The organism is Rhodoferax sp. MLSD5-FHT05B10, from assembly GCF_058793415.1.
Window position 1 is genome coordinate 1 of the sequence record NZ_JBXAFT010000010.1, and the last position, 22,793, is coordinate 22,793.

Here is a 22,793-nt window from a genome sequence, read left to right on the forward strand (position 1 = left end):
CCGCCGACGACGACAACGTCGTATTCCATCGCTTCACGGGGGCCGTACTGGGCCAGAATTTCCTCGTTGGTCATGGTGTGTCTCGCTTGATAATGGGAGCCGGGTGAATGGGACCGGTTGTATTTGCACTGGCCGGATTTGATGCAGATTTTATGCGCTGAAAAAGCTTAAATAGCACGATCGTTCTATTTTTTCGTGGAGGCCCTCTAAATGGCGTACACCATTGATCTTTCTGGCCGTGTGGCCTTCATCACCGGGGCTTCCAGTGGCCTGGGTGCGCAGTTTGCCCGAACTCTAGCATCCGCCGGCGCGGCGGTGGTGCTGGCGAGTCGCCGAATCGACAGGCTCAAGGAGCTGCGAGCCACCATCGAAGGGGCGGGCGGGAACGCCCATGTGATCCGGCTGGACGTGAATGACTACGACTCGATCAAGTCCGCCGTGGCCCACGCCGAAACCGAAGTGGGCTCCATCGACATCCTGGTCAACAACTCCGGGGTGAGCACCACGCAGCGCCTGCAGGACGTATCGCCCGATGACTACGACTACCTGTTCGACACCAACGTCAAAGGGGCGTTCTTTGTGGCGCAGGAGGTCGGCAAACGCATGCTGGCGCGTGCCCAGGGGGCAGCGCCGGGCAGTTACACCGGGGGGCGCATTGTCAACGTGGCGTCGATGGCGGGGCTGCGGGTGTTGCCCCAGATCGGGGTGTATGCCATGAGCAAGGCGGCCGTCATCCAGATGACCAAGGCCATGGCACTGGAGTGGGGCCGGTTCGGTATCAACGTGAACGCCATCTGCCCGGGCTATATCGACACTGAAATCAACCACCACCATTGGCAGACCGAGGGTGGGCAAAAGCTGGTGCAAATGCTGCCGCGCAAGCGGGTGGGGCATCCGCAGGATCTGGATGCCCTGCTGGTGACCCTGTGCTCGGACCAGAGCCACTTCATCAACGGGGCTGTGATTGCAGCGGACGATGGCTTTGGCGTGTAGGCCGAACCTTGCCGCATATCACTCTCTAAGGGTCTGTCCTGATACCGCGTCGGCCACTGCATGGCTAAGCTGACCTCAAATACTTCACCGGGATTGAAATCCAGTCCCTACTTTGTTGGAGAGTCATTTGTCAGTGGAGTTCATTCTCGAAACCCAGGGGTTGACCAAGGAATTCAAGGGATTCGTTGCCGTCAATGCCGTTGATCTCAAGGTCCAGCGTGGACACATTCATGCACTGATCGGACCCAATGGCGCAGGCAAGACCACTTTTTTCAACCTGCTGACGAAGTTCCTGACGCCCACCCGCGGCACCATTCTCTACAACGGCAACAACATCACGTATGAAAAGCCCGCGCAAACTGCGCGCAGCGGCATCGTGCGGTCGTTCCAGATCTCGGCCGTTTTCCCGCACATGACCGTGCTGGAAAACGTGCGCGCGGCGCTGCAGCGCAATCTGGGTACGTCCTTTCACTTCTGGAAGGCAGAAAGCACGCTGTACCCGCTGCATGAACGCGCCCATGCGTTGCTGGATGCGGTGGACCTGGCGCAATTTGCCGATGAGCTGACTGTCAATCTGCCTTATGGCCGCAAGCGTGCACTCGAGCTGGCCACCACGCTGGCGCTGGAGCCCGAGCTGATGCTGTTGGACGAACCCACCCAGGGCATGGGGCACGAGGACGTGGACCGCGTGACACAGCTCATCAAGAAAGTCTCGGCGGGCCGCACCATCCTGATGGTGGAGCACAACATGAACGTGGTGTCGTCCATTGCCGACCGCATCACCGTGTTGCAGCGCGGCGCCATCATTGCCGATGGTCCGTATGCCGAGGTATCGAAAAACCCGCAGGTGATTGAAGCCTACATGGGTACGGCTGACGCCGCATTGCAAGGAGCGCACTGAATGACGCGAGAGTTGCTCCGCATTGAAGACCTGCACGCCTGGTACGGTGAGTCGCACATCCTGCATGGCGTGAACCTCACGGTGAACGAAGGCGAGGTAGTGACCCTGCTGGGCCGCAATGGCGCCGGGCGAACCACCACGCTGCGCGCCATTGTGGGCATGACGGGGGCCCGCAAAGGCTCCATCCGAATCAACGGCGAGGAAGTCCTCAGGCTGGCACCGCACAAGGTTGCCCGGCTGGGCGTGGGCTATTGCCCGGAAGAGCGCGGCATATTTGCCACGCTGTCCGCCGAGGAAAACCTGATGCTGCCCCCCACCATTGGCCCGGGGGGCATGAGTGTGGCCGAGATCTACACCATGTTTCCCAACCTGCAGGAGCGCGCCAAGAGTCCGGGCACCCGCCTGTCGGGAGGGGAGCAGCAGATGCTGGCCGTGGCGCGCATCCTGCGCACGGGCGCGCGGCTTTTGCTGCTGGACGAAATTTCCGAAGGACTGGCTCCGGTCATCGTGCAGAAACTGGCGGAAATGATCCAAACCCTCAAGGCCAAGGGCTACACCATTGTGCTGGTGGAGCAGAACTTCCGCTTTGCGGCACCGCTGGCCGACCGTTTCTACGTGATGGAGCACGGACAGATCGTCAAACAGTTCGCACAGTCTGAGCTTGCCCAGAACATGGGCATGCTGCAGGAGTACCTGGGGGTCTAAACCGTTGACGCGGCCAGCCCTCTTTTGTTTTTTTGCGCTTACCACTTCAACGAGGAGACCACCATGAAACTGAAAACACTTGTCGCACTGATGTCCATCGGCTTCGGCGCCACGGCTTTTGCCCAGGGCACTGGCCCGGTCAAGATCGGCATGATCACCGACATGTCGAGCCTGTACGCCGACATTGATGGCCCTGCGGGCGCTGAAATGGTCCGCTGGGCGGTGCAGGACTTCGGTGGCAAGGTGCTGAATCGCCCCATTGAAGTGGTGTCGGCCGACCACCAGAACAAGCCGGACATTGCCAGCTCCAAGGCCCGTGAATGGATAGACAAGGATGGTTTGTCCATGCTGATTGGCGGCACCAACTCGGGCACTTCGCTGGCCATGGCCAAGGTTGCTGCCGAGAAGAAGCGGCCCTTCATTTCCATCGGCGCGGGCTCGGCCCGTCTGACCAACGAAGACTGCACGCCGTACACCGTGCACTATGCCTACGACACAGTGGCACTGGCCAAGGTGGCGGGGGCAGCCCTGGTCAAGGCGGGCAACAAGAGCTGGTATTTCCTGACGGCCGATTACGCCTTTGGCCATTCCCTGGAGAACGATGCGGCCAACGTGGTGAAGGCCAATGGCGGAACGGTGGCTGGTACCGTGCGCCATCCGCTCAATGCCTCTGACTTCTCTTCCTTCCTGCTGCAGGCACAGTCTTCCAAGGCACAGATTCTGGCGCTGGCCAATGCAGGGGGCGATTTCACCAACGCCATGAAGGCTGCCAAGGAGTTTGGCATCACCAAGACCATGAAAGTGGCGGGCTTGCTGGTGTTCATCAATGACGTACACAGCCTGGGTCTGTCCAATACGGAAGGCCTGCAACTGGCTGACAGCTGGTACTGGAACCAGGACGATGCGTCGCGCAAATTTGCCAAGCGTTTCTTTGAGAAATACAAGCGCATGCCATCCAGCCTGCAGGCAGCCGATTACTCGGCTACCACCAATTACCTGAAGGCCGTGCAAACGGCCGGTACCACCGATGCCGACAAGGTGATGAGTACGCTGAAGTCCATGAAGTTTGACGACTTCTACAGCAAGGGCCAGATCCGTGCCGATGGCCGCATGATCCACGACATGTATCTCTTCCAGGTCAAGAGCGCAAAAGAGTCGACGACACCCTGGGACTACTACAAGACGGTTGCCAAGGTTCCAGGTGAGCAGGCATTCACCACCGTGGCCGAGTCCAAGTGCGCGTTGAACAAGAAATAGGCGGACATCGGGAGTGGCCGTCCGCAGGGGCGGGCGGCCACTTTGTGTACTTTCAAGGCGTGAACTGACGGGGTTTCATGGAAATTTTTGGCATTCCTCTGCAGGCTTTTCTGGGCCAGTTGTTGCTCGGGCTGGTCAATGGCGCCTTCTACGCGCTGTTGAGTCTCGGGCTGGCGGTGATTTTTGGCCTGCTGGGCATCGTGAACTTCGCGCACGGCGCGTTGTACATGCTGGGTGCGTTCGCTGGCTGGATCATGCTGGACAAGTTTGGCCTCAATTACTGGTACGCGCTGGTGCTGGCACCGCTCATGGTGGGGGTGCTGGGCATGGTGATCGAGCGCCTGTTCCTCAAGCACCTGTACAAGCTGGACCCTTTGTATGGCCTGTTGCTGACCTTCGGGTTGGCACTGATTGCGGAAGGTGTCTTCCGCGAGCTGTATGGCGTATCTGGCCAGAACTACGACGTGCCCGAATTGTTGTCAGGCGCCACCAACCTGGGCTTCATGGTGTTGCCCAATTACCGGGCCTGGGTGGTGCTGGTTTCGCTGGTGATTTGTCTGGGGACTTGGTTCCTGATTGAACGCACCCGCCTGGGCGCCTATCTGCGTGCAGGAACGGAGAACGCGCAGCTGGTGCAGACCTTTGGCGTCAACGTGCCCATGATGGTGATGTGCACCTATGGTGCCGGGGCGGCCTTGGCGGCGCTGGCGGGGGTGCTGGCGGCACCCATCATCCAGGTCAACCCCCTGATGGGTTCGAACCTCATCATTGTGGTCTTCGCGGTGGTGGTGATCGGTGGCATGGGTTCCATTCTGGGGTCCGTGATCAGCGGTCTGGGGTTGGGCCTGGTCGAGGGGCTGACCCGCGTCTTTTATCCGGAGGCGTCCAACATTGTGGTGTTTGTCATCATGGTTCTGGTGCTGATGGTTCGTCCGGCCGGCCTGTTTGGCAAGGAGGCCTGAGCCATGAATAAAGTGATTTCTCAACCAACGATGACATCTGCCGCCAAATTGACCCGCATGACGTATTGGGCCCTGCTGGCTCTGGTGCTGCTGGCACCCGCGCTGGGGCTGTACCCGGTGTTTGTCATGAAGCTGCTGTGCTTTGCACTGTTTGCCTGCGCCTTCAATCTGCTGCTGGGTTTTACCGGCTTGCTGTCGTTTGGCCACGCGGCTTTTTTTGGCTCGGCGGCTTACATCACCGGCTGGTTCATCAAGGCACAAGGCTGGACCCCGGAGCTGGGCATTCTGGCGGGCACGGTGGGCGCGGGCCTGATTGGTCTGGTGGTGGGTGTGGTGGCCATCCGGCGCCAGGGTATTTACTTTGCCATGATCACGCTGGCCATTGCACAGATGGTGTTCTTTGTCTGCCTGCAAGCGCCCTTTACGGGCGGCGAAGACGGCCTGCAAGGCGTTCCGCGTGGCAACTTGCTGGGGGTCTTGTCGCTGGAGTCCGACACCGCGCTGTATTACTTCGTCGTTGCGGTATTTGTGCTGTGCTTCCTGTTTATTTCGCGCATCGTGCATTCGCCGTTTGGGCAGGTGCTCAAGATGATTCGTGAAAACGAGCCGCGCGCCATATCACTGGGCTACCAAGTGGATCGCTACAAGTTGCTGGCCTTTGTCTTGTCGGCCTCTCTGGCAGGTCTGGCGGGTGCGCTGAAGACGCTGGTCATGGGTTTTGCCACGTTGTCGGACGTGCACTGGTCCATGTCGGGGGAAGTCATCCTGATGACGCTCCTGGGCGGCGTTGGAACGTTCTTTGGTCCGGTTTTGGGTTCGGGCGTCGTAATTGCGTTGCAAAACCTGCTGGCCGACAAGGTGGGTTCCTGGGTCACCGTCATCATCGGAGCAATTTTTGTGGTGTGCGTGCTGGCCTTCCGCAAGGGAATTGTGGGCGAACTGCAAGCCTTTCGGGAGCGTCGCCGCGTGGCCGTCACCAAGGCGGCCGCCCCGCGCACCTGAGTAACGCTACAGGTCGCAGGTTTTTTTCTGCTTTTTTGACAGCAGGCTGCGCTCCTTCGTAGGGAGCGCAGCCTGTTTTTGCTTAGCGTGGGGCCAGACGGATGGCGCCATCCAGGCGAATCACTTCGCCATTGAGCATGTCGTTTTCAAAAATGTGCTGCGCCAGCTTGGCATAGTCCTGTGGCGTACCCAGGCGGGAAGGGAAGGGCACGGCCGCTGCCAGCGAATCCTGCACTTCCTTGGGCATGCCAAACATCATGGGGGTGCCAAAGATGCCCGGTGCAATGGTCATGTTGCGGATGCCGTTGCGTGCCAGGTCGCGTGCGATGGGCAAGGTCATGCCCACAATGCCGCCCTTGGATGCGCTGTAGGCCGCTTGGCCAATTTGCCCGTCGTACGCAGCGACTGAGGCGGTGGAGATCATCACGCCGCGCTCACCCGTGGACTCGGGTTCGTTCTTGCACATGGCATCGGCTGCCAAGCGAATCATGTTGAAGCTGCCCACCAGGTTGACGGTGATGCACTTTGTGAAGGTGGCCAGGGCGTGCGCGCCGGTCTTGCCAACGGTCTTCTCGCCGGGAGCAATGCCGGCACAGTTCACCAAGCCCATGAGCTTGCCCATGGACACGGCCTTGGCGACCACGGCCTGGCCATCGGCCTCATTGCTCACATCGCATTTGACGAAAGCACCGCCGATTTCCTTGGCGATGGCTTCGCCTTTTTCGGCCTGCATGTCGGCAATGACAACCTTGCCGCCCTTGGCAGCCAGCATGCGTGCGGTGCCTTCGCCCAAGCCGGATGCGCCACCGGTCACGATAAATACCTTGCCTGCAATTTCCATGGATAACTCCTCTTGATGAATGGGATTGTTGACGTTTACGTTAACGTCAATTATGACCCAAGCGGAGGGAATCTTTTGAATCGGCGGTGCGGGGGCAGATTGCTGTTATACTCTGCTCTCTCGAATACTGTAGGCGCGTAGCTCAGCTGGTTAGAGCACCACCTTGACATGGTGGGGGTCGTTGGTTCGAGTCCAATCGCGCCTACCAAATTGCAAGCCCTGGTTTCCATTGCGGATGCCGGGGCTTTTTGGTTTTTGGTCACGCCTAGGGTAATCCCAGGGCAACACGGCTGGAGCACTCCCTAGAATGTGTTGCGCTGCAATACATTTTTGGCCTACAGGGGGCCGTCGCCAATCGCCATGGAAAACAAATCAACTAAAAGCCCAAAGCCCCGCCAGCGCGTCATCAAAAAGTATCCCAATCGCCGCTTGTACGATACGGATACGTCGAGCTACATCACATTGGCCGAGATCAAGCAGTTGGTAATGGACAACGAGCCCTGCACGGTAGTAGATGCCAAGACCGGGGAAGACCTGACGCGCAGCATCCTGCTGCAGATCATCCTGGAGGAAGAGGCCAACGGGACCCCCATGTTTACGGCGCCGGTGCTGGCCCATATCATCCGTTTTTACGGCCACGCCATGCAGGGTCTGATGGGCGGGTATCTGGAAAAGAACATGCAGGCGCTGATGGAGATGCAAGCTCCGCTGGTCCAGGGAGCAATGGGCAACAACCTGTTTCAGCAAATGCAGGAGCAGATGCAGAAACAGACGGAGCAGTTTCTGGGTTCCTTTGGCCTGAAACGGTAGTGCGCGCAGGAGCGCTGCATTGGTGGGACAATTGGCGCCTATGAGCGACGCAATTTTCCCGAATAAAACCACCCCCACCATTGGCTTTGTCAGCTTGGGCTGTCCCAAGGCGCTGACTGATTCCGAGTTGATCCTGACCCAGCTCAGCGCCGAGGGTTACCAGACTTCGAAGACCTTCCAGGGGGCCGACCTGGTGATTGTCAACACCTGTGGTTTCATCGACGACGCCATCAAGGAGAGTCTGGACACCATCGGGGAGGCGCTGACAGAAAACGGTCGTGTGATTGTGACGGGCTGTCTGGGTGCCAAGGCATCGGATGATGGCGGCAACCTGGTGCGCCAGATGCATCCCAAAGTGCTGGCGGTGACCGGGCCGCACGCCACGCAGGAGGTCATGGATGCCGTGCACACCAATTTGCCGAAGCCGCATGATCCTTTCGTGGATCTTGTGCCCAATGCCTTTGGCGTGGCCGGTATCAAGCTCACACCGCGGCACTATGCCTATTTGAAGATCAGCGAGGGGTGCAACCATCGCTGCACGTTCTGCATCATTCCGTCCATGCGGGGCGACCTGGTTTCGCGCCCCATCGGGGATGTACTGGGTGAAGCCCGGGCCCTGTTTGAGGGGGGCGTGAAAGAGTTGCTGGTGATCAGCCAGGACACCTCTGCCTACGGTGTGGATGTGAAATACCGCACCGGATTCTGGGACGGCAAGCCGGTGAAGACCCGTATGCTGGAGTTGGTGCAGACACTGGGCGAAATTGCCGAGCCTTATGGCGCCTGGGTCCGTTTGCATTACGTGTACCCGTACCCGAGTGTGGACGACATCATTCCGTTGATGGCTGCCGGCAAGGTCTTGCCGTACCTGGATGTGCCCTTGCAGCACAGCCATCCCGATGTGCTGCGCCGCATGAAGCGGCCGGCCAGCGGAGAGCGCAATCTGGAACGCCTGCAGCAGTGGCGGCAGGCCTGTCCGGAAATCGTGATCCGCAGCACGTTCATTGCCGGATTCCCGGGGGAGACGGAAGAGGAGTTTGCGCATTTGCTGGACTTTGTCCGTGAGGCGCAGATTGACCGGGCGGGTTGTTTTGCCTACAGCCCGGTGAAAGGCGCGGCAGCCAACGACTTGCCTGGCATGTTGCCGCTTGAAGTTCGGGAGGAGCGCCGGGCGCGTTTCATGGAGGTGGCCGAAGCCGTTTCGGCGGCGAAACTGCAGCGCCGTGTCGGCTCGACCATGCAGGTGTTGGTGGATTCGGCTCCCGGTATGGGGAAGAAAGGCGGCCTGGGCCGAAGCTACGCCGATGCGCCGGAGATTGATGGTGTCGTGCGCTTGCTGCCACCCGAGAAAATCAGCAAGACACTGAAGGTGGGGGAGTTCACCAAGGCTCGCATCGTGAGCGCGCAGGGGCACGATCTCGTGGCCCTGCCCATCTAGTTTTTGAGCGACTGACCGATGCATGGCAAGGTCAGTGGCTTGAATCAAACAGGCGAAAAAAAAGCCGCTGAATTCACAGCGGCTTTTCATTATCTACATTACCATTGTTGGTGCCCAGAAGAGGACTCGAACCTCCACGATGTTACTCGCTAGTACCTGAAACTAGTGCGTCTACCAATTCCGCCATCTGGGCATCTCAGGAAAGAGAGAAGTATATCAAAGTTTTTAGCCAAACCAACGGAATGTTGGATGAAATTGAAGGAATTGTTCAGGGCCATCGTGATGGCCATGGATTTGTGTCGCGCGACGATGGTGCGCCCGACGTTTATTTGCCACCTAATGAAATGCGGGCGGTGTTGCACAAGGACCGCGTCAAGGTGCGTATCGTGCGCAGCGACCGCAAGGGTCGCCCGGAGGGGCGGGTTGTAGAAATTATTGAGCGATCCAGCCAGCCCATCATCGGTCGCCTGCTCCAGGAGAGCGGAGTCTGGCTTGTGGCGCCGGAAGACAAGCGGTATGGCCAAGACGTGCTGATCCCCAAGGGAGCTACCAGCGTGGCCAAGGTGGGCCAGGTGGTGGTGGTTGAACTGGTCGAGCCGCCGGCGCTCTTTGGGCAGCCGGTGGGGCGCATCAAGGAAGTGCTGGGGGAGGTGGACGACGCGGGCATGGAGATTGAGATCGCCGTCCGCAAGTACAGCGTGCCCCATGAGTTTTCCGAGGCCTGCGTTGCCTTGGCCCGCACGCTGCCGGACAAGGTGCGGCCCCAGGATTGTGAAAATCGCATCGATCTGACGGATGTGCCTCTGGTCACGATTGACGGGGAAGACGCGCGCGACTTTGACGACGCGGTGTATTGCGAGCCGGCTTCCAAAGGCCGGGGCAAGTCAGCAGTCAAGGGGTGGCGCTTGTTGGTGGCCATTGCCGATGTCAGCCACTATGTGCAAACCGGGTCAGCCATTGACGTGGACGCGTATGACCGCGCAACCAGTGTCTATTTCCCGCGCCGGGTGATTCCCATGCTGCCCGAGAAGCTGTCCAACGGCTTGTGCTCGCTGAACCCGGAGGTGGAGCGCCTGTGCATGGTGTGCGACATGTTCGTCACCTCGGAAGGTGAAGTGGATGCCTACCAGTTTTATCCGGCTGTGATGTGGAGCCATGCACGCTTCACGTACACGGAAGTGGCGGCGATTCTGGGCAATACCCGGGGGCCGGAAGCCGCCAAGCGCAAGGACCGTGTCGACGATTTGCTCAATTTGCATGGGGTTTACCAGGCGTTGCTCAAATCGCGGCTGAAACGGGGGGCAGTGGATTTTGACACCACGGAAACGCAAATCGTCTGTGACGAGAATGGGCGTATCGAAAAAATCGTGCCGCGCACCCGCAATGTGGCGCACCGTTTGATTGAGGAAGCCATGCTGGCGGCCAACGTCTGCAGCGCCGATTTCATTGCCCAGAGCAAGCATCCTGGACTGTTCCGCGTGCATGAGGGACCCACGCCGGAGAAGCAGGAGATCTTGCGCAATTACCTCAAGGCGACCGGCATTGGCATGACCATCAGCGACGATCCGTCTCCAGGAGAGTTTCAGGCAATTGCCGAGGCGACCAAAGATCGGCCCGATGCCCAGCAGATCCATTCCATGTTGCTGCGTTCCATGCAGCAGGCGATCTATACCCCCGCCAACAGTGGACATTTTGGGTTGGCCTATGGGGCCTACACCCATTTCACCAGTCCCATTCGGCGTTACCCGGATTTGCTGGTTCACCGGGTCATCAAATCCATACTCGGCAAAACCCGGTACCAGCTGCCTGCGTTGCCCACTCCTGGCGAAGCGCATGCCAAATTGTCGCGCAGGCTCGAGAAGGGACTGGCAGCTCGGGTGGGAGAACCCGGGCAGAAACCGAAAAAGGTCAGCGCAGAAGGCATGGCGTGGCAGGCTGCCGGATTGCATTGCAGCGCCAACGAACGTCGGGCTGATGAAGCCAGCAGGGATGTTGAGGCCTGGCTGAAATGCAAATACATGAAGGAACATTTGGGCGAGGAATACAGCGGTGTGGTGACGGCTGCGACCAGTTTTGGTGTGTTTGTTACGCTGGATGCCCTGTATGTGGAAGGGTTGGTGCACATCACCGAGCTGGGGGGTGAGTATTTCCGCTTTGACGAAGCCCGGCAGGAGTTGCGGGGCGAAAGAACGGGCGCGCGCTACGCCATCGGGACCCGCGTGCGCATTCAGGTGAGCCGGGTTGATCTGGATGGTCGCAGGATCGACTTCCGGCTGGTACAGGAGGGGGAAGGACTGATCAGCCGGGTCATGGTGGAAAAAGGCGCGCAGCGGGAATCGAAAGCCCGTGCCGCGCCGGGCGTGCGGGGCGACGCCCCCATCGATGCCCGGTCGGCGTCTTTCAAGGCCGAATCCCGCAAGCGTGTCGCCAACAAGCCGGGTCGAACGTCCAAGGCACAAGACAAATCGTCGGCTTCACCGAAGAAGGCCGCGCGAAAACGGCGCTGAGAAACCGGTTCAAGCGGGCGCATGGATGCTGCCCGCCGCCACCGGCCGCTTAGCGTCGGTTCACAGAGCCTGTGCCAGGCGTTGTGCGGTGAGGGTGGTGGCGGCGTTCCAGCGGTTAGCAACCTGGCCGTGCCGGAAAACGGCTGTGCAGGCGGCCTGAAAGGCGCCGCCGTCAGCGGCGAGACCGGCGCCAATGAGTCCGGCCAGCACGTCGCCGGTGCCCGCGGTTGCCAGACGGGCGTTGCCGGTTGGGTTGATGCGAGGGCATGTGTTGGGAGCGGCGATTACTGTGCCCGAGCCCTTGAGCACGACCGTGCAGGCAAATTGATCCGCCAGAGACTGTGCCGCCTTGAGGCGGTTGGCTTGCACGTCTGCACTCGACAACCCCATCAGGCGAGCGGCCTCCAGCGGGTGGGGGGTTAATATCGTGGGTCTTTCTTTGCGCAACACGAGTCGGTTCTGGAGTGACGCGTCTTCGGCAATGATGTTGAGTGCATCGGCATCCAGTACCAATCGGGCCGAGCGATCCAGGATATCGGGCAGATATGCGCGGATGGATTGACCACCACCACACCCCGCAACGACCGACATGGATTCGTAAGCCAACGCGGTTGGCGCGCGGAACATGAGTTCAGGTTGACAGGGATCCAGTTGAAGGTGCTCAGGATCCAACAACCCGACGTAGATGCGGCCCGCTCCGCCATGCAGCGCAGCCTTGGCTGCCAGCAGTGCGGCGCCGGGCATGCCGCAGGCGCCGCCGACAATGCCGACATCGCCGTAGCTTCCCTTGTGCGTGTTGTGCGCGCGTGTCGCGGGAATGGGGAGCGTGTTCAATTGTGCGCATGCAGTGGCAGGCTCCGGGATGTCCAGGGAGTTGAACCAGATTTCGCCGCAAGCATCGCGCCCGGCTGCCGTGAACAGGCCTGGTTTCAGCGTCAGCAAGCTCAGGGTGAAGTCGGCCTTGACGTGCAAGGCACTTGCTGTGCCGGTCTCGGCATCCAGTCCAGAGGGGACATCGACCGCGATGACCGGTGCTTGCTTGGAATTGATGCGGTCAATCCAGGTTGCGTAGGGTTCCTCGAAGTTACGGAGGGAGCATATGCCAAACAGGGCGTCAATGCACAGATCGTAGGCGTCGGGCACACGATCCGCAAAAGCAACGCCCGCATTCACCGCCCCCTGACGGGCTGCAGCGGCATCTGCGGGGAGTGGTGTCGTACTGACAAGACTGGTCACGATGGGGTGCTTGCCCCATTGTTTCAGGTGTTTTGCAGCCTCGTATCCATCGCCACCGTTGTTTCCGGGGCCACAGGGAATCCAGATGATCTGGGCGTGGGGGGTCGTCGCCAGTGCAAAGCGGGCCAGTGCCAGTCCAGCCCGTTGCATCAGTGCATGCGGAGGAAGACTTTCGGCCGCGGAACCCTCCAGCACCCGTGTCTCACGGTTGCTGAGGAGCAGTTTAGCGGTGACCGGGACGATGCCGTCAGCACCAAGAATACGCTCAGAATTCGTAGACGTCTCCTTCGCGCGCCAGGCGGATGTCCATCCCGTTGGCAAGTGGTGCGTTGCTTTCTAGCGCCGCATGAAAGGCATCTTCCAGGGCGTCGTCGCTGCGGGTGGGTTCATGGTGCGTGCAAAACAGGACCTTGGCATCCGCTGCGCGGGCGAGCGCAATGCTGGAGCTGAAGGTGCCGTGCCCCCAACCTTTTTTCGAAGGGTATTCCGTGTCAGTATAGGAACTGTCAGCGATGAATACATCCACGCCACGCACGGCATCCTGGATGGCTTTGATTTTGTCGTCGACAAATACCTGGTATTCGTCGTAACCCTCATCTCCGGGTTCGTAGATGTTGTACGGCGGCTCATGGTCGCCGGTAAAAAACACCGATTTCCCGTTGCATTCAATGCGATAGCCCAAGTCGATCACCGGGTGGTTCAGGAGGTAAGGGGTGACGGTTGCCGACCCGATCTGAATGGTCTGCTCAGGTGTCAATGTGACGTATTCAATGCGCGCTTTCATTTCCGCTTCACGGACTGGAAAGTAGCTGTATTGCAGTTGAACGGACATAACTTGTTCAATGCCTTTTCCCGAAACAGGATCAAATCCCCCGTGCAGCCGTAACGTGTTGCCCGGGATGAAATTGGGAATGAAGAACGGCAGGCCCTGGATGTGATCCCAATGGGAGTGGGTGATCAGCACGTTGGCGGAAACGGGTAGTTCAGCCAGCAGGGTTTGGGAGAGGGGGAAAATCCCGGTTCCTGCATCCAGAATGATGAGTTCGTTATTGTCGGTGCGGATTTCTATGCAGGTCGTGTTGCCACCGTACCGCACCGTATTGGGTCCCGGAGAAGGTATGGAACCGCGTACTCCCCAAAACCTGACCTTCATGGTGTTTCTTTCCGTCGCGTACAAAAAATGCCACAAAGCTGCAATCTAGCATTTCTGGGGCAGGGTTTGGGGAACTTGGACGAATAAGTTCGTCGCAGGCGTATTGTGTCAATACATACGCCAATAGAAAAGTCCTGCGTCAGCCCGGGCGGCGGTCTGCGCGCAAGTGCGCTGTGTCGACGGTAGGGGTTTTTTTTATGATCAGATCGGCTAAAACCCGGGCGGCTCCGCTAGACAGGCCCCAGCCATGTGAGCCGTGTCCCAAATTCAGCCATACACCGGGGATTTCGCTGGCGCCAATCACGGGCAGACCGTCAAAGGTAATGTTTCTGGAGCCTTTCCAGATCTGCGTTCCAGAAGGGTAATGCGCTGCACCGGGGAAATGGTTCTGCAAGGCCTTGTACAGGCTCTGCACCGCTTTGGGGTCCTGGATTGCCGGATTGCCACCCAGCTCAGCACCGCCGGAAACCCGAATTCGGTTACCCAGACGGGTGATCACGATTCCGGAGTTCATATCCGTTACAGCGCTTCTCGGGGCATTCAGGGGTTCGCGAATAGCCGCACTCAGGGTGTAACCGGATACAGAAGCGATTGGAAGCCGAATTTTGAGTGGCGCCAGTGCAGGATGCGATGGTCCACCCGTGCAAATTACAACGTTGTCATAGGTGCGTGCTACCGGATCCCCGTGGATTGCGACGGCCAGATTGGGTGTGACTTCAATATGGGAAACGGTTGTGTTGAACGCGAACCGGACCCCCATTTTCTGAGCTGCGTTCTTGAGCAGCAGTGCGTATTGACGGCAGTTGCCTACCTCGTCGTTTGGAAAGTGGATTGCGGAATGCAGCGTTTCCGTTCCCTGCAGGGCGGGTTCAATTTTTTTGGCATCTGCCGGCTGAATTTCCAGGAACGCAACACCCGCCTCCTTGAGTGCCGCCAGGCGGGGCTGGAGGGTTTTGTGCGCTGCCTCGGAGTGAATCAGATGCAGCTGCCCCATGCTGCGTTCATATTCCAGTTGTGCCGCGGCAGCAATTTGGTGCATCCGGTCCTGGCTGTACGCATACAAATGCTGAAGGCAGTCGCGGCTGGCCAAAAAGGTATCGGACTGGCCCGCGTGACTCCATTGCCAGAGCCAGCGCAATTCCGGGCTTGAGATTTTGCGCTTCCAGGCCACCTGGCCCAATGAACGGAAGAAATGCAGTGCAGAAGTGGCGGGCCATGCGGGCATGGACAGGGGAAGCATCCCGCTTGGGGCCACCAACCCCGCGTTGGCGAAGCTTGCGCTTTCGGCGGCGGCGCCTGTTTTTTCAAGCACGGTCACTTCGTGTCCGTCGCAAGCCAGTTCATAGGCCGTAGTAATGCCGATAATCCCGGCGCCAATGACGGCGATCTTCATGGAAACCTTAAATTCTGGGGAGCTGTAGCCGAAGCGGGCATTATAGGGAGCAAGAGCGGTGTTTTCCCCCGTCGTGCTATACTCTCAAGGCTTTGCATGGAGTGCTTTTGGCGCCTGCAATTCAATCGCAAACCGATCCCGCCAAGGTGTTGTCCGGTCGAGAAGAAAGTTCTTTTTCGACTGGGCAAAAAGCGGACCGGATTTTAGACCTAACCTTTGGAGTAATTTATGGCAGTAACAATGCGCGAAATGCTGGAAGCTGGCGTCCATTTCGGACACCAAACCCGCTTCTGGAACCCCAAGATGGCCCCGTTCATTTTTGGCCATCGCAACAAAATTCACATCATCAACCTGGAAAAATCGCTCCCGATGTTCCAGGAAGCGGCCAAGTTTGTCCGCCAGTTGTCTGCCAAGCGTGGAACCATCCTGATGGTGGGGACCAAGCGCCAAGCGCGCGAAACGGTAGCGGCTGAGGCGCAACGCGCCGGCGTGCCTTTTGTGGACCAGCGTTGGTTGGGCGGTATGCTGACCAACTTCAAAACCGTCAAGACGTCGATCAAGCGTTTGAAGGAAATGAAGGTTCAGCAAGAAGCTGGCTTGGACAGCATGAGCAAGAAGGAGCAACTGATGTTTGCTCGCGAACTGGCGAAGCTGGAAAAGGACATTGGCGGCATCCAGGATATGGCCGCTTTGCCGGACGCAATTTTTGTTATCGACGTTGGCTACCACAAGATTGCCATCGCTGAAGCGCGCAAGCTGGGTATTCCCCTGATTGGCGTGGTTGACTCCAACCACTCCCCGGAAGGCATTGACTACGTGATTCCGGGTAACGACGATTCTGCCAAGGCTGTGACCTTGTATGCCCGTGGCATTGCAGACGCAATCCTGGAAGGTCGTGCAAATGCTGTGGATGATGTCGTCAAGGCAGTTGCCGCCGAGAGCGAAGATGAGTTCGTTGAGGTGAACGAAGCCTCTGCTTGAGGTTTTTTCGCCCGAAAAAGGGGGCTTCGTGGCCCCTTTTTTTTAGCCTTTATTAAACTATTGAACTGATGACGGAGAAATAAGATGGCTGCAATTACCGCAAGCATGGTTGCTGAACTGCGTGGAAAAACCGACGCACCGATGATGGAGTGCAAAAAGGCACTGACTGAAGCCGATGGCGACATGGCCAAAGCAGAAGAGTTGCTGCGTGTGAAGCTGGGTAGCAAGGCTGGCAAGGCCGCTGCGCGCATCACCGCTGAAGGCGTGGTGGCGACTTCCATGGACGGTACGGTGGGCTCCATGATTGAAGTCAACTGCGAAACCGATTTTGTAACCAAGAACGACAGCTTCCTGGCGTTGGCCAATGCGGCGGCTGCTTTGGTTGCCAAGCACAATCCGGCGGATGTGGCCGCACTGAGCGCACTCGAGTATTCCCAGGATGGATTTGGTCCCACGCTGGAAGATGTTCGCAAAGGACTGATCGGAAAAATCGGTGAGAACATGACTTTCCGCCGCTTCAAGCGTTTCGCATCGGGCGCCAAACTGGCGTCTTATCTGCACGGCACTCGTATTGGCGTGGTCGTGGAGTTCGAAGGTGATGATGTCGCTGCCAAGGATGTGGCGATGCACGTCGCCGCCATGAAGCCGGTAGCCCTGTCCAGCAACGATGTTCCTGCTGAATTGGTGGAGCGCGAGCGTTCGGTTGCTGCCGCAAAGGCCGCTGAGGATGCGGCGGTTGCTACGGCCGCGGGCAAGCCCGTGCAGTCCGCCGACATTGTTGCCAAGCGTATTGAAGGTGGCGTGCAGAAGTACCTGAAGGAGGTCTCGCTCTTTAACCAGCCTTTTGTCAAGAATGACAAGCAAACGGTTGAGCAGATGCTCAAGGCTGTTGGTACCACCGTCAAGGGTTTCACCCTCTATGTGGTGGGTGAAGGCATCGAGAAGAAGGTTGACGATTTCGCTGCAGAAGTCGCAGCCCAGGTTGCTGCTGCAAAGCAGGCGGCTTGATTACGGGCCAACCAGAAAGATCCACATCCACCTATGAACCATCGGGAGTCATCCATGCACCAAGATAAACCCGCATACAAGCGAATTTTGCTGAAGCTGTCGGGCGAAGCTTTGATGGGTGATGACCAATTCGGCATCAATCGCGACACGATTGTGCGCATGGTGGACGAAATTGCCGAGGTGACCCGTCTGGGTGTGGAGGTTGCGGTGGTCATCGGTGGCGGGAATATTTTCCGTGGCGTTGCTGGCGGCTCTGTCGGCATGGACCGGGCCACCGCTGATTACATGGGCATGCTGGCTACGGTCATGAATGCGCTGGCTTTGGGTGACACCATGAACAAGGCGGGACTGACCGCGCGCGTCATGTCGGCCATTGGAATTGAGCAGGTTGTCGAGCCGTACGTGCGTCCCAAGGCCTTGCAATACCTGGAAGAAGGCAAGGTTGTAATTTTTGCCGCCGGGACCGGCAACCCGTTTTTCACTACGGATACGGCAGCTGCGCTGCGTGGTGCTGAAATCGGTGCCGAAATAGTGCTCAAGGCAACGAAGGTGGATGGCGTTTACACGGCCGATCCCAAAAAAGACTCCGCCGCCATTCGCTACGCAAAAATCACGTTTGATGATGCAATGTCGCAAAACCTGGGAATCATGGACGCCGCCGCTTTTGCGCTGTGCCGGGACCAGAAGCTTCCAATCAAGGTGTTTTCCATCTTCAAGCATGGCGCACTCAAGCGTGTGATCATGGGCGAGGACGAGGGCACGTTGGTACACGTGTGAAGCTTGCCTGCAATGGTGCCAGCTTTGACGACTCGAGGATGAACTATGGCGATCAATGAAATTAAAGCGACCCTGGAAGGCAAGATGGACCAGTCCATCGCAGCCCTCAAGCACAATCTGACAAAAATCCGCACCGGGCGAGCCAATCCCGCTTTGCTGGACACCGTACAGGTGGATTACTACGGCTCTCTCGTTCCAATCAGCCAGGTGGCCAATTTGTCCCTGCTGGATGCCCGGACCATTAGCGTGCAGCCGTGGGAAAAGGGAATGGGTGCCAAGATCGAGAAAGCCATTCGGGACAGCGACTTGGGTTTGAACCCTTCCAGCATGGGTGATTTGATTCGTGTGCCTTTGCCAGCCATGACCGAGGAGCGCCGGCGCGAGCTGACCAAAGTGGTGCGTGGCGAGGGGGAAAGTTCCAAGATCGCCATTCGTAACCTGCGGCGGGACGCCAACGAAGCGGTGAAGAAGCTGGTTAAGGAAAAACTTACCTCCGAGGACGATCAGAAGCGTTCGGAGGCCGACATCCAAAAACTGACGGATCGGCACATCACCGAAGTGGACCGCTTGGTGGCATCCAAAGAGCAAGAGATCATGGCGGTTTGACGTCGGTTTTACCGCGTTTGAATTGAACCGATAGATATGGCCGAACAGGTTGCCGTACCGCGCCATATCGCCATCGTCATGGATGGAAATGGGCGCTGGGCTTCACGCCGGTTTTTGCCGCGCATTGCCGGTCATAAGCAGGGTGTCGATGCCCTCAAGCGCATTGTCAAGGCCTGTGCGAGCAGGCATGTTCCCGTGCTGACAGTGTTCGCCTTTTCATCGGAAAACTGGAACCGTCCGGCCGAGGAAGTGTCGGGCCTGATGGACATCCTGGCTCTGGCCCTAGCCCGAGAGGTGTCCCAGTTGCAGCGCGACGGTGTTCAATTGCATTTTGTGGGGGACCGCGAGGCGTTGTCTGCGCGGGTCAGAAAGGGCCTGGAAGATGCGGAGGCTGCAACGGCTGGCAATTCCCTGTTGACGCTGAACGTCTGTTTCAATTACGGTGGGCGCTGGGACATTGCATCGGCCGCTGCGCGTCTCGCTGCGGCAGGAACACCCATTACGGAAGAAAGCCTGTCTGGCGCGCTCGCCCTGGCCCACTGTGTGGACCCAGATCTGGTGATCCGGACCGGCGGCGAGAAGAGGCTCAGTAATTTCCTGCTGTGGCAGGCGGCCTACTCGGAGCTGTGTTTCAGTGACGTTTTGTGGCCGGACTTTGATGAGGCCGCTCTGGATGCCGCCTTGCAGGAATACGCGTCGCGTGAACGCCGATTCGGGCAGACTTCGCAGCAGATTGCCGAGAGCACGGAAACCCGGCGTTAACCAAGGACCTTTCATGTTGAAGCAAAGAATTATTACGGCACTGCTGATGCTGGTCATTTTGCTTCCGGCCGTCTTTTATCCGGCGCCTGAGGCTTTCGGGGCTGTGGCTGTGGTCTTGATTTCTGCCGGAGCCTGGGAATGGGCCAAATTGAACCAATACAGTCAGGTGCAGGCGTTGCTGACGGCCGTCTTCTGTGCCGCCCTGTGTGCGGCCTCCTGGTATGGTGGGTTGGTGTATGCCGCGCTGAAGGTGCTTTGGATTGGTGCCGGCAGCGCCTGGGTGGTATTGGGGGCCTGGCTTTTGCACGGCGGGGTCAGGGTGTGGGCGAGCGTTCCTCGGGTGCTGCGTTTGGCCGGAGGCATTCTGGCCTTGTGGGTGGCCTGGCTTGCGGTGACGCAGGCGCGCATCATCGGCATCAATTTCCTTTTTTCCGTCCTGGTTCTAGTGTGGGTTGCAGACATCTTTGCGTACTTTGCCGGGCGGGCGCTGGGAGGGCGGTTTTTCACCCGCAAATTGGCACCCTCCATCAGCCCCGGAAAGACCTGGGAAGGCGCCTTTGGCGGCATGGTTGGTGTTGTGGTGTGTTCTCTCATCTGGCGCAGCCTGGACGTTCTGGCAACGCCCGAACAGGCGGGCATTTACAGTCGCTTAGGTGCAGCAGGTGTCCCCTTCATGGTTCTCGCCGTGCTGTTCCTGGCGACCATGAGTGTGGTGGGGGACTTGGTGGAGTCGCTCTTCAAACGCAGCGCAGGTGTCAAAGACAGCAGTGGCCTGCTGCCCGGCCACGGAGGCGTGTTGGACCGTGTGGATGCCTTGCTTCCGATCCTTCCCCTGGCGATGATGCTTACCTCTTTATGAACAGTGAAAAACTACGTGTCGTGATCTTGGGGTCTACGGGCTCCATTGGTATCAATACCCTGGACGTCATTGATCGCCACCGGGATCGGTTTGACGTGTTTGCCCTGACCGCATCCACCAGCGTTGAGGCGATGGCCGTGCAGTGTGGGAAATACAAGCCCGTCTATGCGGTGATGGCCAGCGAAGCCCACGGACGTCAGTTGCATGCTCTGTGCGAGTCCTCCGGGTTGCGCACCAAGGTCCTGTGGGGTGTGCAAGCTCTGACCATGGTGGCTGGGCATGAGCAGGCGGACACCGTAATGGCAGCCATTGTGGGTGCCGCCGGATTGGCGCCCTGTCTGGCGGCTGCGCGCGCAGGCAAACGCCTCCTGTTGGCCAACAAGGAGGCGCTCGTGGTGGGTGGTCAGCTGTTCATGGACGCGGTGGCCGCGGGCGGCGCAACCCTGCTGCCGATTGACAGTGAACACTCTGCAGTCTTCCAGTCTTTGCCGCAAAATCCGCAGGATTGGGCTGCGCGGGTGGACAAAATCATATTGACGGCCTCAGGTGGTCCGTTCCGAACCCGGGATCCCCGAACCCTGCGGAACGTGACCCCGGAGGAGGCCTGTGCGCATCCGAACTGGATCATGGGACGCAAGATATCCGTGGACTCGGCGACGATGATGAACAAGGCGCTGGAAGTGATTGAAGCCCGTTTCCTGTTTGGCATGACCCCGGAAAAAATCGAGGTGGTCATACACCCGCAAAGCGTGATTCATTCGATGGTGCAGTACGTGGACCATTCCGTCGTGGCCCAGTTGGGGACACCGGATATGCGCGGCCCCATTGCGTATGGCCTGTCCTGGCCTCACCGGGTGAGTTCGGGCGCCTCGGCGCTGGATTTTTCTTCCATGGCCAGCCTCACGTTTGAAACGGTGGATACCGATGCGCATCGGCAGCGGTTCCCCGGCCTGGCCCTGGCATGGGCTGTTTTGAACGCTCCGCAAGGTACTCCCGCGGTGCTGAACGCCGCCAATGAGGTTGCGGTGGCGGCGTTCCTGGCGCGTCGTATTCGGTACGACCAGATTCACCAGGTCAATTCTGAGACCCTGGACGCGGTTGCTTTCGAGAGTCCGGCGTCGCTGGACGACTTGCTGGACCTGGACCAGCGTTCTCGCCGTGCTGCCGAAGAGGCTGTTGTGCGGTTTGCTTCCTAGCGGTTGACATGTTGACGATTGCTGCCTTTGTCTTTGCCATTGCCATTCTTGTGGCGGTGCATGAGTGGGGGCATTACCGCATGGCGCGCGCCTGCGGTGTGAAGGTGTTGCGGTTTTCCATAGGTTTGGGGCCCCGGGTGTGGGGATGGACGTCCCGCCGATCCGGAACAGAGTTTGTGCTGGGGCTGCTACCGCTGGGTGGGTATGTGAAGATGCTGGACGAACGTGAAGGTCCCGTCGCCCAGGCCGAGCGGCATCGGGCCTTTAATACGCAACCGCTGCGTAGCCGTGCGCTCATCGTTGCAGCCGGCCCGTTGGCCAATCTGCTGCTGGCGGTTGCACTGTATTCCTGGGTCAACTGGACAGGTATTGAGCAACCGCGGGCGGTATTGGCCAGACCCTTGCAAGGCTCGGTGGTCGCCCAGGCCGGATTCGTGGGAGGGGAGCAGGTTCACCGGGCGGGATTGGAGGGGGATGATCTGGAGGACGTGGTGTCGTTCGAGGATTTCCGCTGGTGGCTGACGCGGGCGGCACTCAGCCACCACAATCTGCAGGTCGAATTTTCAGACGCGCAGGCGAGCCGGAGCAAATTGGTGATCCTGCCGCTCAGCGGCGTGGATGCGCGCAATGCCGATACCCGTCTATTCAGGGAGATTGGTATCCTCGGCCCGTTTTCCCAGGCCCGTTTGGGCGCGCTGTCGGCGGATGGCGCAGCGCAACTGGCAGGTTTGGCTCCGGAGGATGTGGTGCTGCAGGTGGATGGTGCAGCCATGGTCGATGCGGAGCAATTGCGTGAGTTGATACGCAAGTCCGGTTCAAGCGGAACGGCCGCGCAACAGAGCTGGCTGGTCCAGCGCGGTGCATCCCGGCTGATGGTCGCGGTGACACCCAAGGTCGAAAAATCAGGTGACGGATTCGTGGGGCGGATCGGCGCATTTGTCGGCGCGCCCCCGGTTGTCGGCACCGTTCGCTATGGGCCGCTGGAGGGTCTGGCCCGTGCCCTGAGCCGCACGAGAGAGGTGTCGATGCTCACCCTGCGGATGATGGGGCAAATTGCAATAGGGGATGCGTCCCTGAAGAACCTCAGCGGCCCCATCACGATTGCGGATTACGCAGGAAAATCCGCGGCCATGGGCTTAACCCAGTTCCTGGTCTTTCTGGCCTTGATCAGTATAAGCTTGGGGGTTCTGAATCTGCTGCCGGTGCCGGTGCTGGATGGCGGGCACCTGATGTATTATCTTTGGGAGTCGCTTACAGGCCAGCCGGTGTCCCAGTTGTGGATGGACCGGTTACAACGGGCGGGTCTGGTGATTTTGCTGATGATGATGTCCATCGCCGTGTTCAATGACGTGACGCGCGTGCTGGGTTGACTGTCCGGGATTTTCTGGAATTTTCAGCGCACTTAAATT

The 22,793-nt window shown here is 58.9% G+C and carries 21 protein-coding genes and 2 tRNA genes; 18 read left to right on the plus strand and 5 right to left on the minus strand.

Going from position 1 to position 22,793, the window contains the following annotated elements; genetic code table 11:
* Window positions 1-210 precede the first annotated feature (210 nt).
* The 6 genes from AC1Q5W_RS14480 to AC1Q5W_RS14505 all read left to right on the plus strand — a co-directional run bounded on the left by AC1Q5W_RS14480 (window position 211) and on the right by AC1Q5W_RS14505 (window position 5,820).
* Window positions 211-993: an SDR family oxidoreductase gene (locus AC1Q5W_RS14480; RefSeq protein WP_492645603.1), complete on the plus strand. Its 783-nt coding sequence runs from the start codon at window positions 211-213 to the stop codon at window positions 991-993.
* Between the two features lie 127 nt (window positions 994-1,120).
* On the plus strand, window positions 1,121-1,894 hold the full coding sequence (locus AC1Q5W_RS14485; RefSeq protein ID WP_492645604.1) for an ABC transporter ATP-binding protein: 774 nt from the start codon (window positions 1,121-1,123) through the stop codon (window positions 1,892-1,894).
* On the plus strand, window positions 1,895-2,599 hold the full coding sequence (locus AC1Q5W_RS14490) for an ABC transporter ATP-binding protein (RefSeq protein ID WP_492645605.1): 705 nt from the start codon (window positions 1,895-1,897) through the stop codon (window positions 2,597-2,599).
* Between the two features lie 63 nt (window positions 2,600-2,662).
* Window positions 2,663-3,856, plus strand: a complete 1,194-nt coding sequence (locus AC1Q5W_RS14495; protein ID WP_492645606.1) for an ABC transporter substrate-binding protein — start codon at window positions 2,663-2,665, stop codon at window positions 3,854-3,856.
* 77 nt (window positions 3,857-3,933) lie between these two features.
* On the plus strand, window positions 3,934-4,818 hold the full coding sequence (locus AC1Q5W_RS14500; RefSeq protein WP_492645607.1) for a branched-chain amino acid ABC transporter permease: 885 nt from the start codon (window positions 3,934-3,936) through the stop codon (window positions 4,816-4,818).
* A gap of 30 nt (window positions 4,819-4,848) precedes the next feature.
* Complete coding sequence (locus AC1Q5W_RS14505; protein ID WP_492645608.1) at window positions 4,849-5,820, plus strand: branched-chain amino acid ABC transporter permease; 972 nt, start codon at window positions 4,849-4,851, stop codon at window positions 5,818-5,820.
* Between the two features lie 82 nt (window positions 5,821-5,902).
* On the opposite strand, the gene AC1Q5W_RS14510 is transcribed toward AC1Q5W_RS14505, so the two are convergent.
* Complete coding sequence (locus AC1Q5W_RS14510) at window positions 5,903-6,661, minus strand: 3-hydroxyacyl-CoA dehydrogenase (protein ID WP_492645609.1); 759 nt, start codon at window positions 6,659-6,661, stop codon at window positions 5,903-5,905.
* Between the two features lie 131 nt (window positions 6,662-6,792).
* Here AC1Q5W_RS14510 and AC1Q5W_RS14515 point away from each other — a divergent pair.
* The 3 genes from AC1Q5W_RS14515 to rimO all read left to right on the plus strand — a co-directional run bounded on the left by AC1Q5W_RS14515 (window position 6,793) and on the right by rimO (window position 8,906).
* A tRNA-Val gene (locus AC1Q5W_RS14515) sits at window positions 6,793-6,869 on the plus strand.
* A 152-nt stretch (window positions 6,870-7,021) separates the two neighbouring features.
* Complete coding sequence (phaR, locus tag AC1Q5W_RS14520; RefSeq protein WP_492645610.1) at window positions 7,022-7,471, plus strand: polyhydroxyalkanoate synthesis repressor PhaR; 450 nt, start codon at window positions 7,022-7,024, stop codon at window positions 7,469-7,471.
* A 40-nt stretch (window positions 7,472-7,511) separates the two neighbouring features.
* Window positions 7,512-8,906: a 30S ribosomal protein S12 methylthiotransferase RimO gene (gene rimO, locus AC1Q5W_RS14525; protein ID WP_492645611.1), complete on the plus strand. Its 1,395-nt coding sequence runs from the start codon at window positions 7,512-7,514 to the stop codon at window positions 8,904-8,906.
* Between the two features lie 108 nt (window positions 8,907-9,014).
* Here rimO and AC1Q5W_RS14530 read toward each other — a convergent pair.
* Window positions 9,015-9,099, minus strand: a tRNA-Leu gene (locus AC1Q5W_RS14530).
* Window positions 9,100-9,148: 49 nt separating this feature from the next.
* Here AC1Q5W_RS14530 and rnr point away from each other — a divergent pair.
* A complete protein-coding gene (gene rnr, locus AC1Q5W_RS14535) occupies window positions 9,149-11,413 on the plus strand; it encodes a ribonuclease R (protein WP_492645612.1) in 2,265 nt (754 codons plus the stop codon).
* A 60-nt stretch (window positions 11,414-11,473) separates the two neighbouring features.
* Here rnr and AC1Q5W_RS14540 read toward each other — a convergent pair whose 3' ends face one another.
* The 3 genes from AC1Q5W_RS14540 to AC1Q5W_RS14550 all read right to left on the minus strand — a co-directional run bounded on the left by AC1Q5W_RS14540 (window position 11,474) and on the right by AC1Q5W_RS14550 (window position 15,195).
* A complete protein-coding gene (locus tag AC1Q5W_RS14540; protein WP_492646175.1) occupies window positions 11,474-12,844 on the minus strand; it encodes an NAD(P)H-hydrate dehydratase in 1,371 nt (456 codons plus the stop codon).
* Between the two features lie 70 nt (window positions 12,845-12,914).
* Complete coding sequence (locus AC1Q5W_RS14545) at window positions 12,915-13,802, minus strand: MBL fold metallo-hydrolase (RefSeq protein ID WP_492645613.1); 888 nt, start codon at window positions 13,800-13,802, stop codon at window positions 12,915-12,917.
* 139 nt (window positions 13,803-13,941) lie between these two features.
* The gene (locus AC1Q5W_RS14550) at window positions 13,942-15,195 is read right to left on the minus strand and encodes an FAD-dependent oxidoreductase (RefSeq protein WP_492645614.1); all 1,254 of its coding nucleotides are present in this window, start codon (window positions 15,193-15,195) and stop codon (window positions 13,942-13,944) included.
* A gap of 228 nt (window positions 15,196-15,423) precedes the next feature.
* Between AC1Q5W_RS14550 and rpsB the strand changes: the two genes are divergently transcribed.
* The 8 genes from rpsB (at window position 15,424) to rseP (ending at window position 22,754) form a co-directional block, all read left to right on the plus strand.
* Complete coding sequence (gene rpsB, locus AC1Q5W_RS14555) at window positions 15,424-16,176, plus strand: 30S ribosomal protein S2 (protein ID WP_492645615.1); 753 nt, start codon at window positions 15,424-15,426, stop codon at window positions 16,174-16,176.
* An 84-nt stretch (window positions 16,177-16,260) separates the two neighbouring features.
* Window positions 16,261-17,184: a translation elongation factor Ts gene (tsf, locus tag AC1Q5W_RS14560; RefSeq protein WP_492645616.1), complete on the plus strand. Its 924-nt coding sequence runs from the start codon at window positions 16,261-16,263 to the stop codon at window positions 17,182-17,184.
* A 54-nt stretch (window positions 17,185-17,238) separates the two neighbouring features.
* The gene (gene pyrH, locus AC1Q5W_RS14565) at window positions 17,239-17,961 is read left to right on the plus strand and encodes a UMP kinase (RefSeq protein WP_492646176.1); all 723 of its coding nucleotides are present in this window, start codon (window positions 17,239-17,241) and stop codon (window positions 17,959-17,961) included.
* Between the two features lie 45 nt (window positions 17,962-18,006).
* The gene (gene frr / locus AC1Q5W_RS14570; RefSeq protein ID WP_492645617.1) at window positions 18,007-18,567 is read left to right on the plus strand and encodes a ribosome recycling factor; all 561 of its coding nucleotides are present in this window, start codon (window positions 18,007-18,009) and stop codon (window positions 18,565-18,567) included.
* Window positions 18,568-18,603: 36 nt separating this feature from the next.
* Entirely contained in the window at window positions 18,604-19,329 is a 726-nt protein-coding gene (gene uppS, locus AC1Q5W_RS14575) for a polyprenyl diphosphate synthase (RefSeq protein WP_492645618.1), read from the plus strand.
* A gap of 13 nt (window positions 19,330-19,342) precedes the next feature.
* Window positions 19,343-20,188: a phosphatidate cytidylyltransferase gene (locus tag AC1Q5W_RS14580; protein ID WP_492645619.1), complete on the plus strand. Its 846-nt coding sequence runs from the start codon at window positions 19,343-19,345 to the stop codon at window positions 20,186-20,188.
* The gene (gene ispC / locus AC1Q5W_RS14585; protein ID WP_492645620.1) at window positions 20,185-21,384 is read left to right on the plus strand and encodes a 1-deoxy-D-xylulose-5-phosphate reductoisomerase; all 1,200 of its coding nucleotides are present in this window, start codon (window positions 20,185-20,187) and stop codon (window positions 21,382-21,384) included. Before AC1Q5W_RS14580 ends, ispC begins: the two co-directional genes overlap by 4 nt.
* 8 nt (window positions 21,385-21,392) lie before the next feature.
* Window positions 21,393-22,754, plus strand: coding sequence for an RIP metalloprotease RseP (gene rseP, locus AC1Q5W_RS14590; RefSeq protein ID WP_492645621.1), 1,362 nt, complete (start codon window positions 21,393-21,395; stop codon window positions 22,752-22,754).
* Window positions 22,755-22,793: the final 39 nt, after the last annotated feature.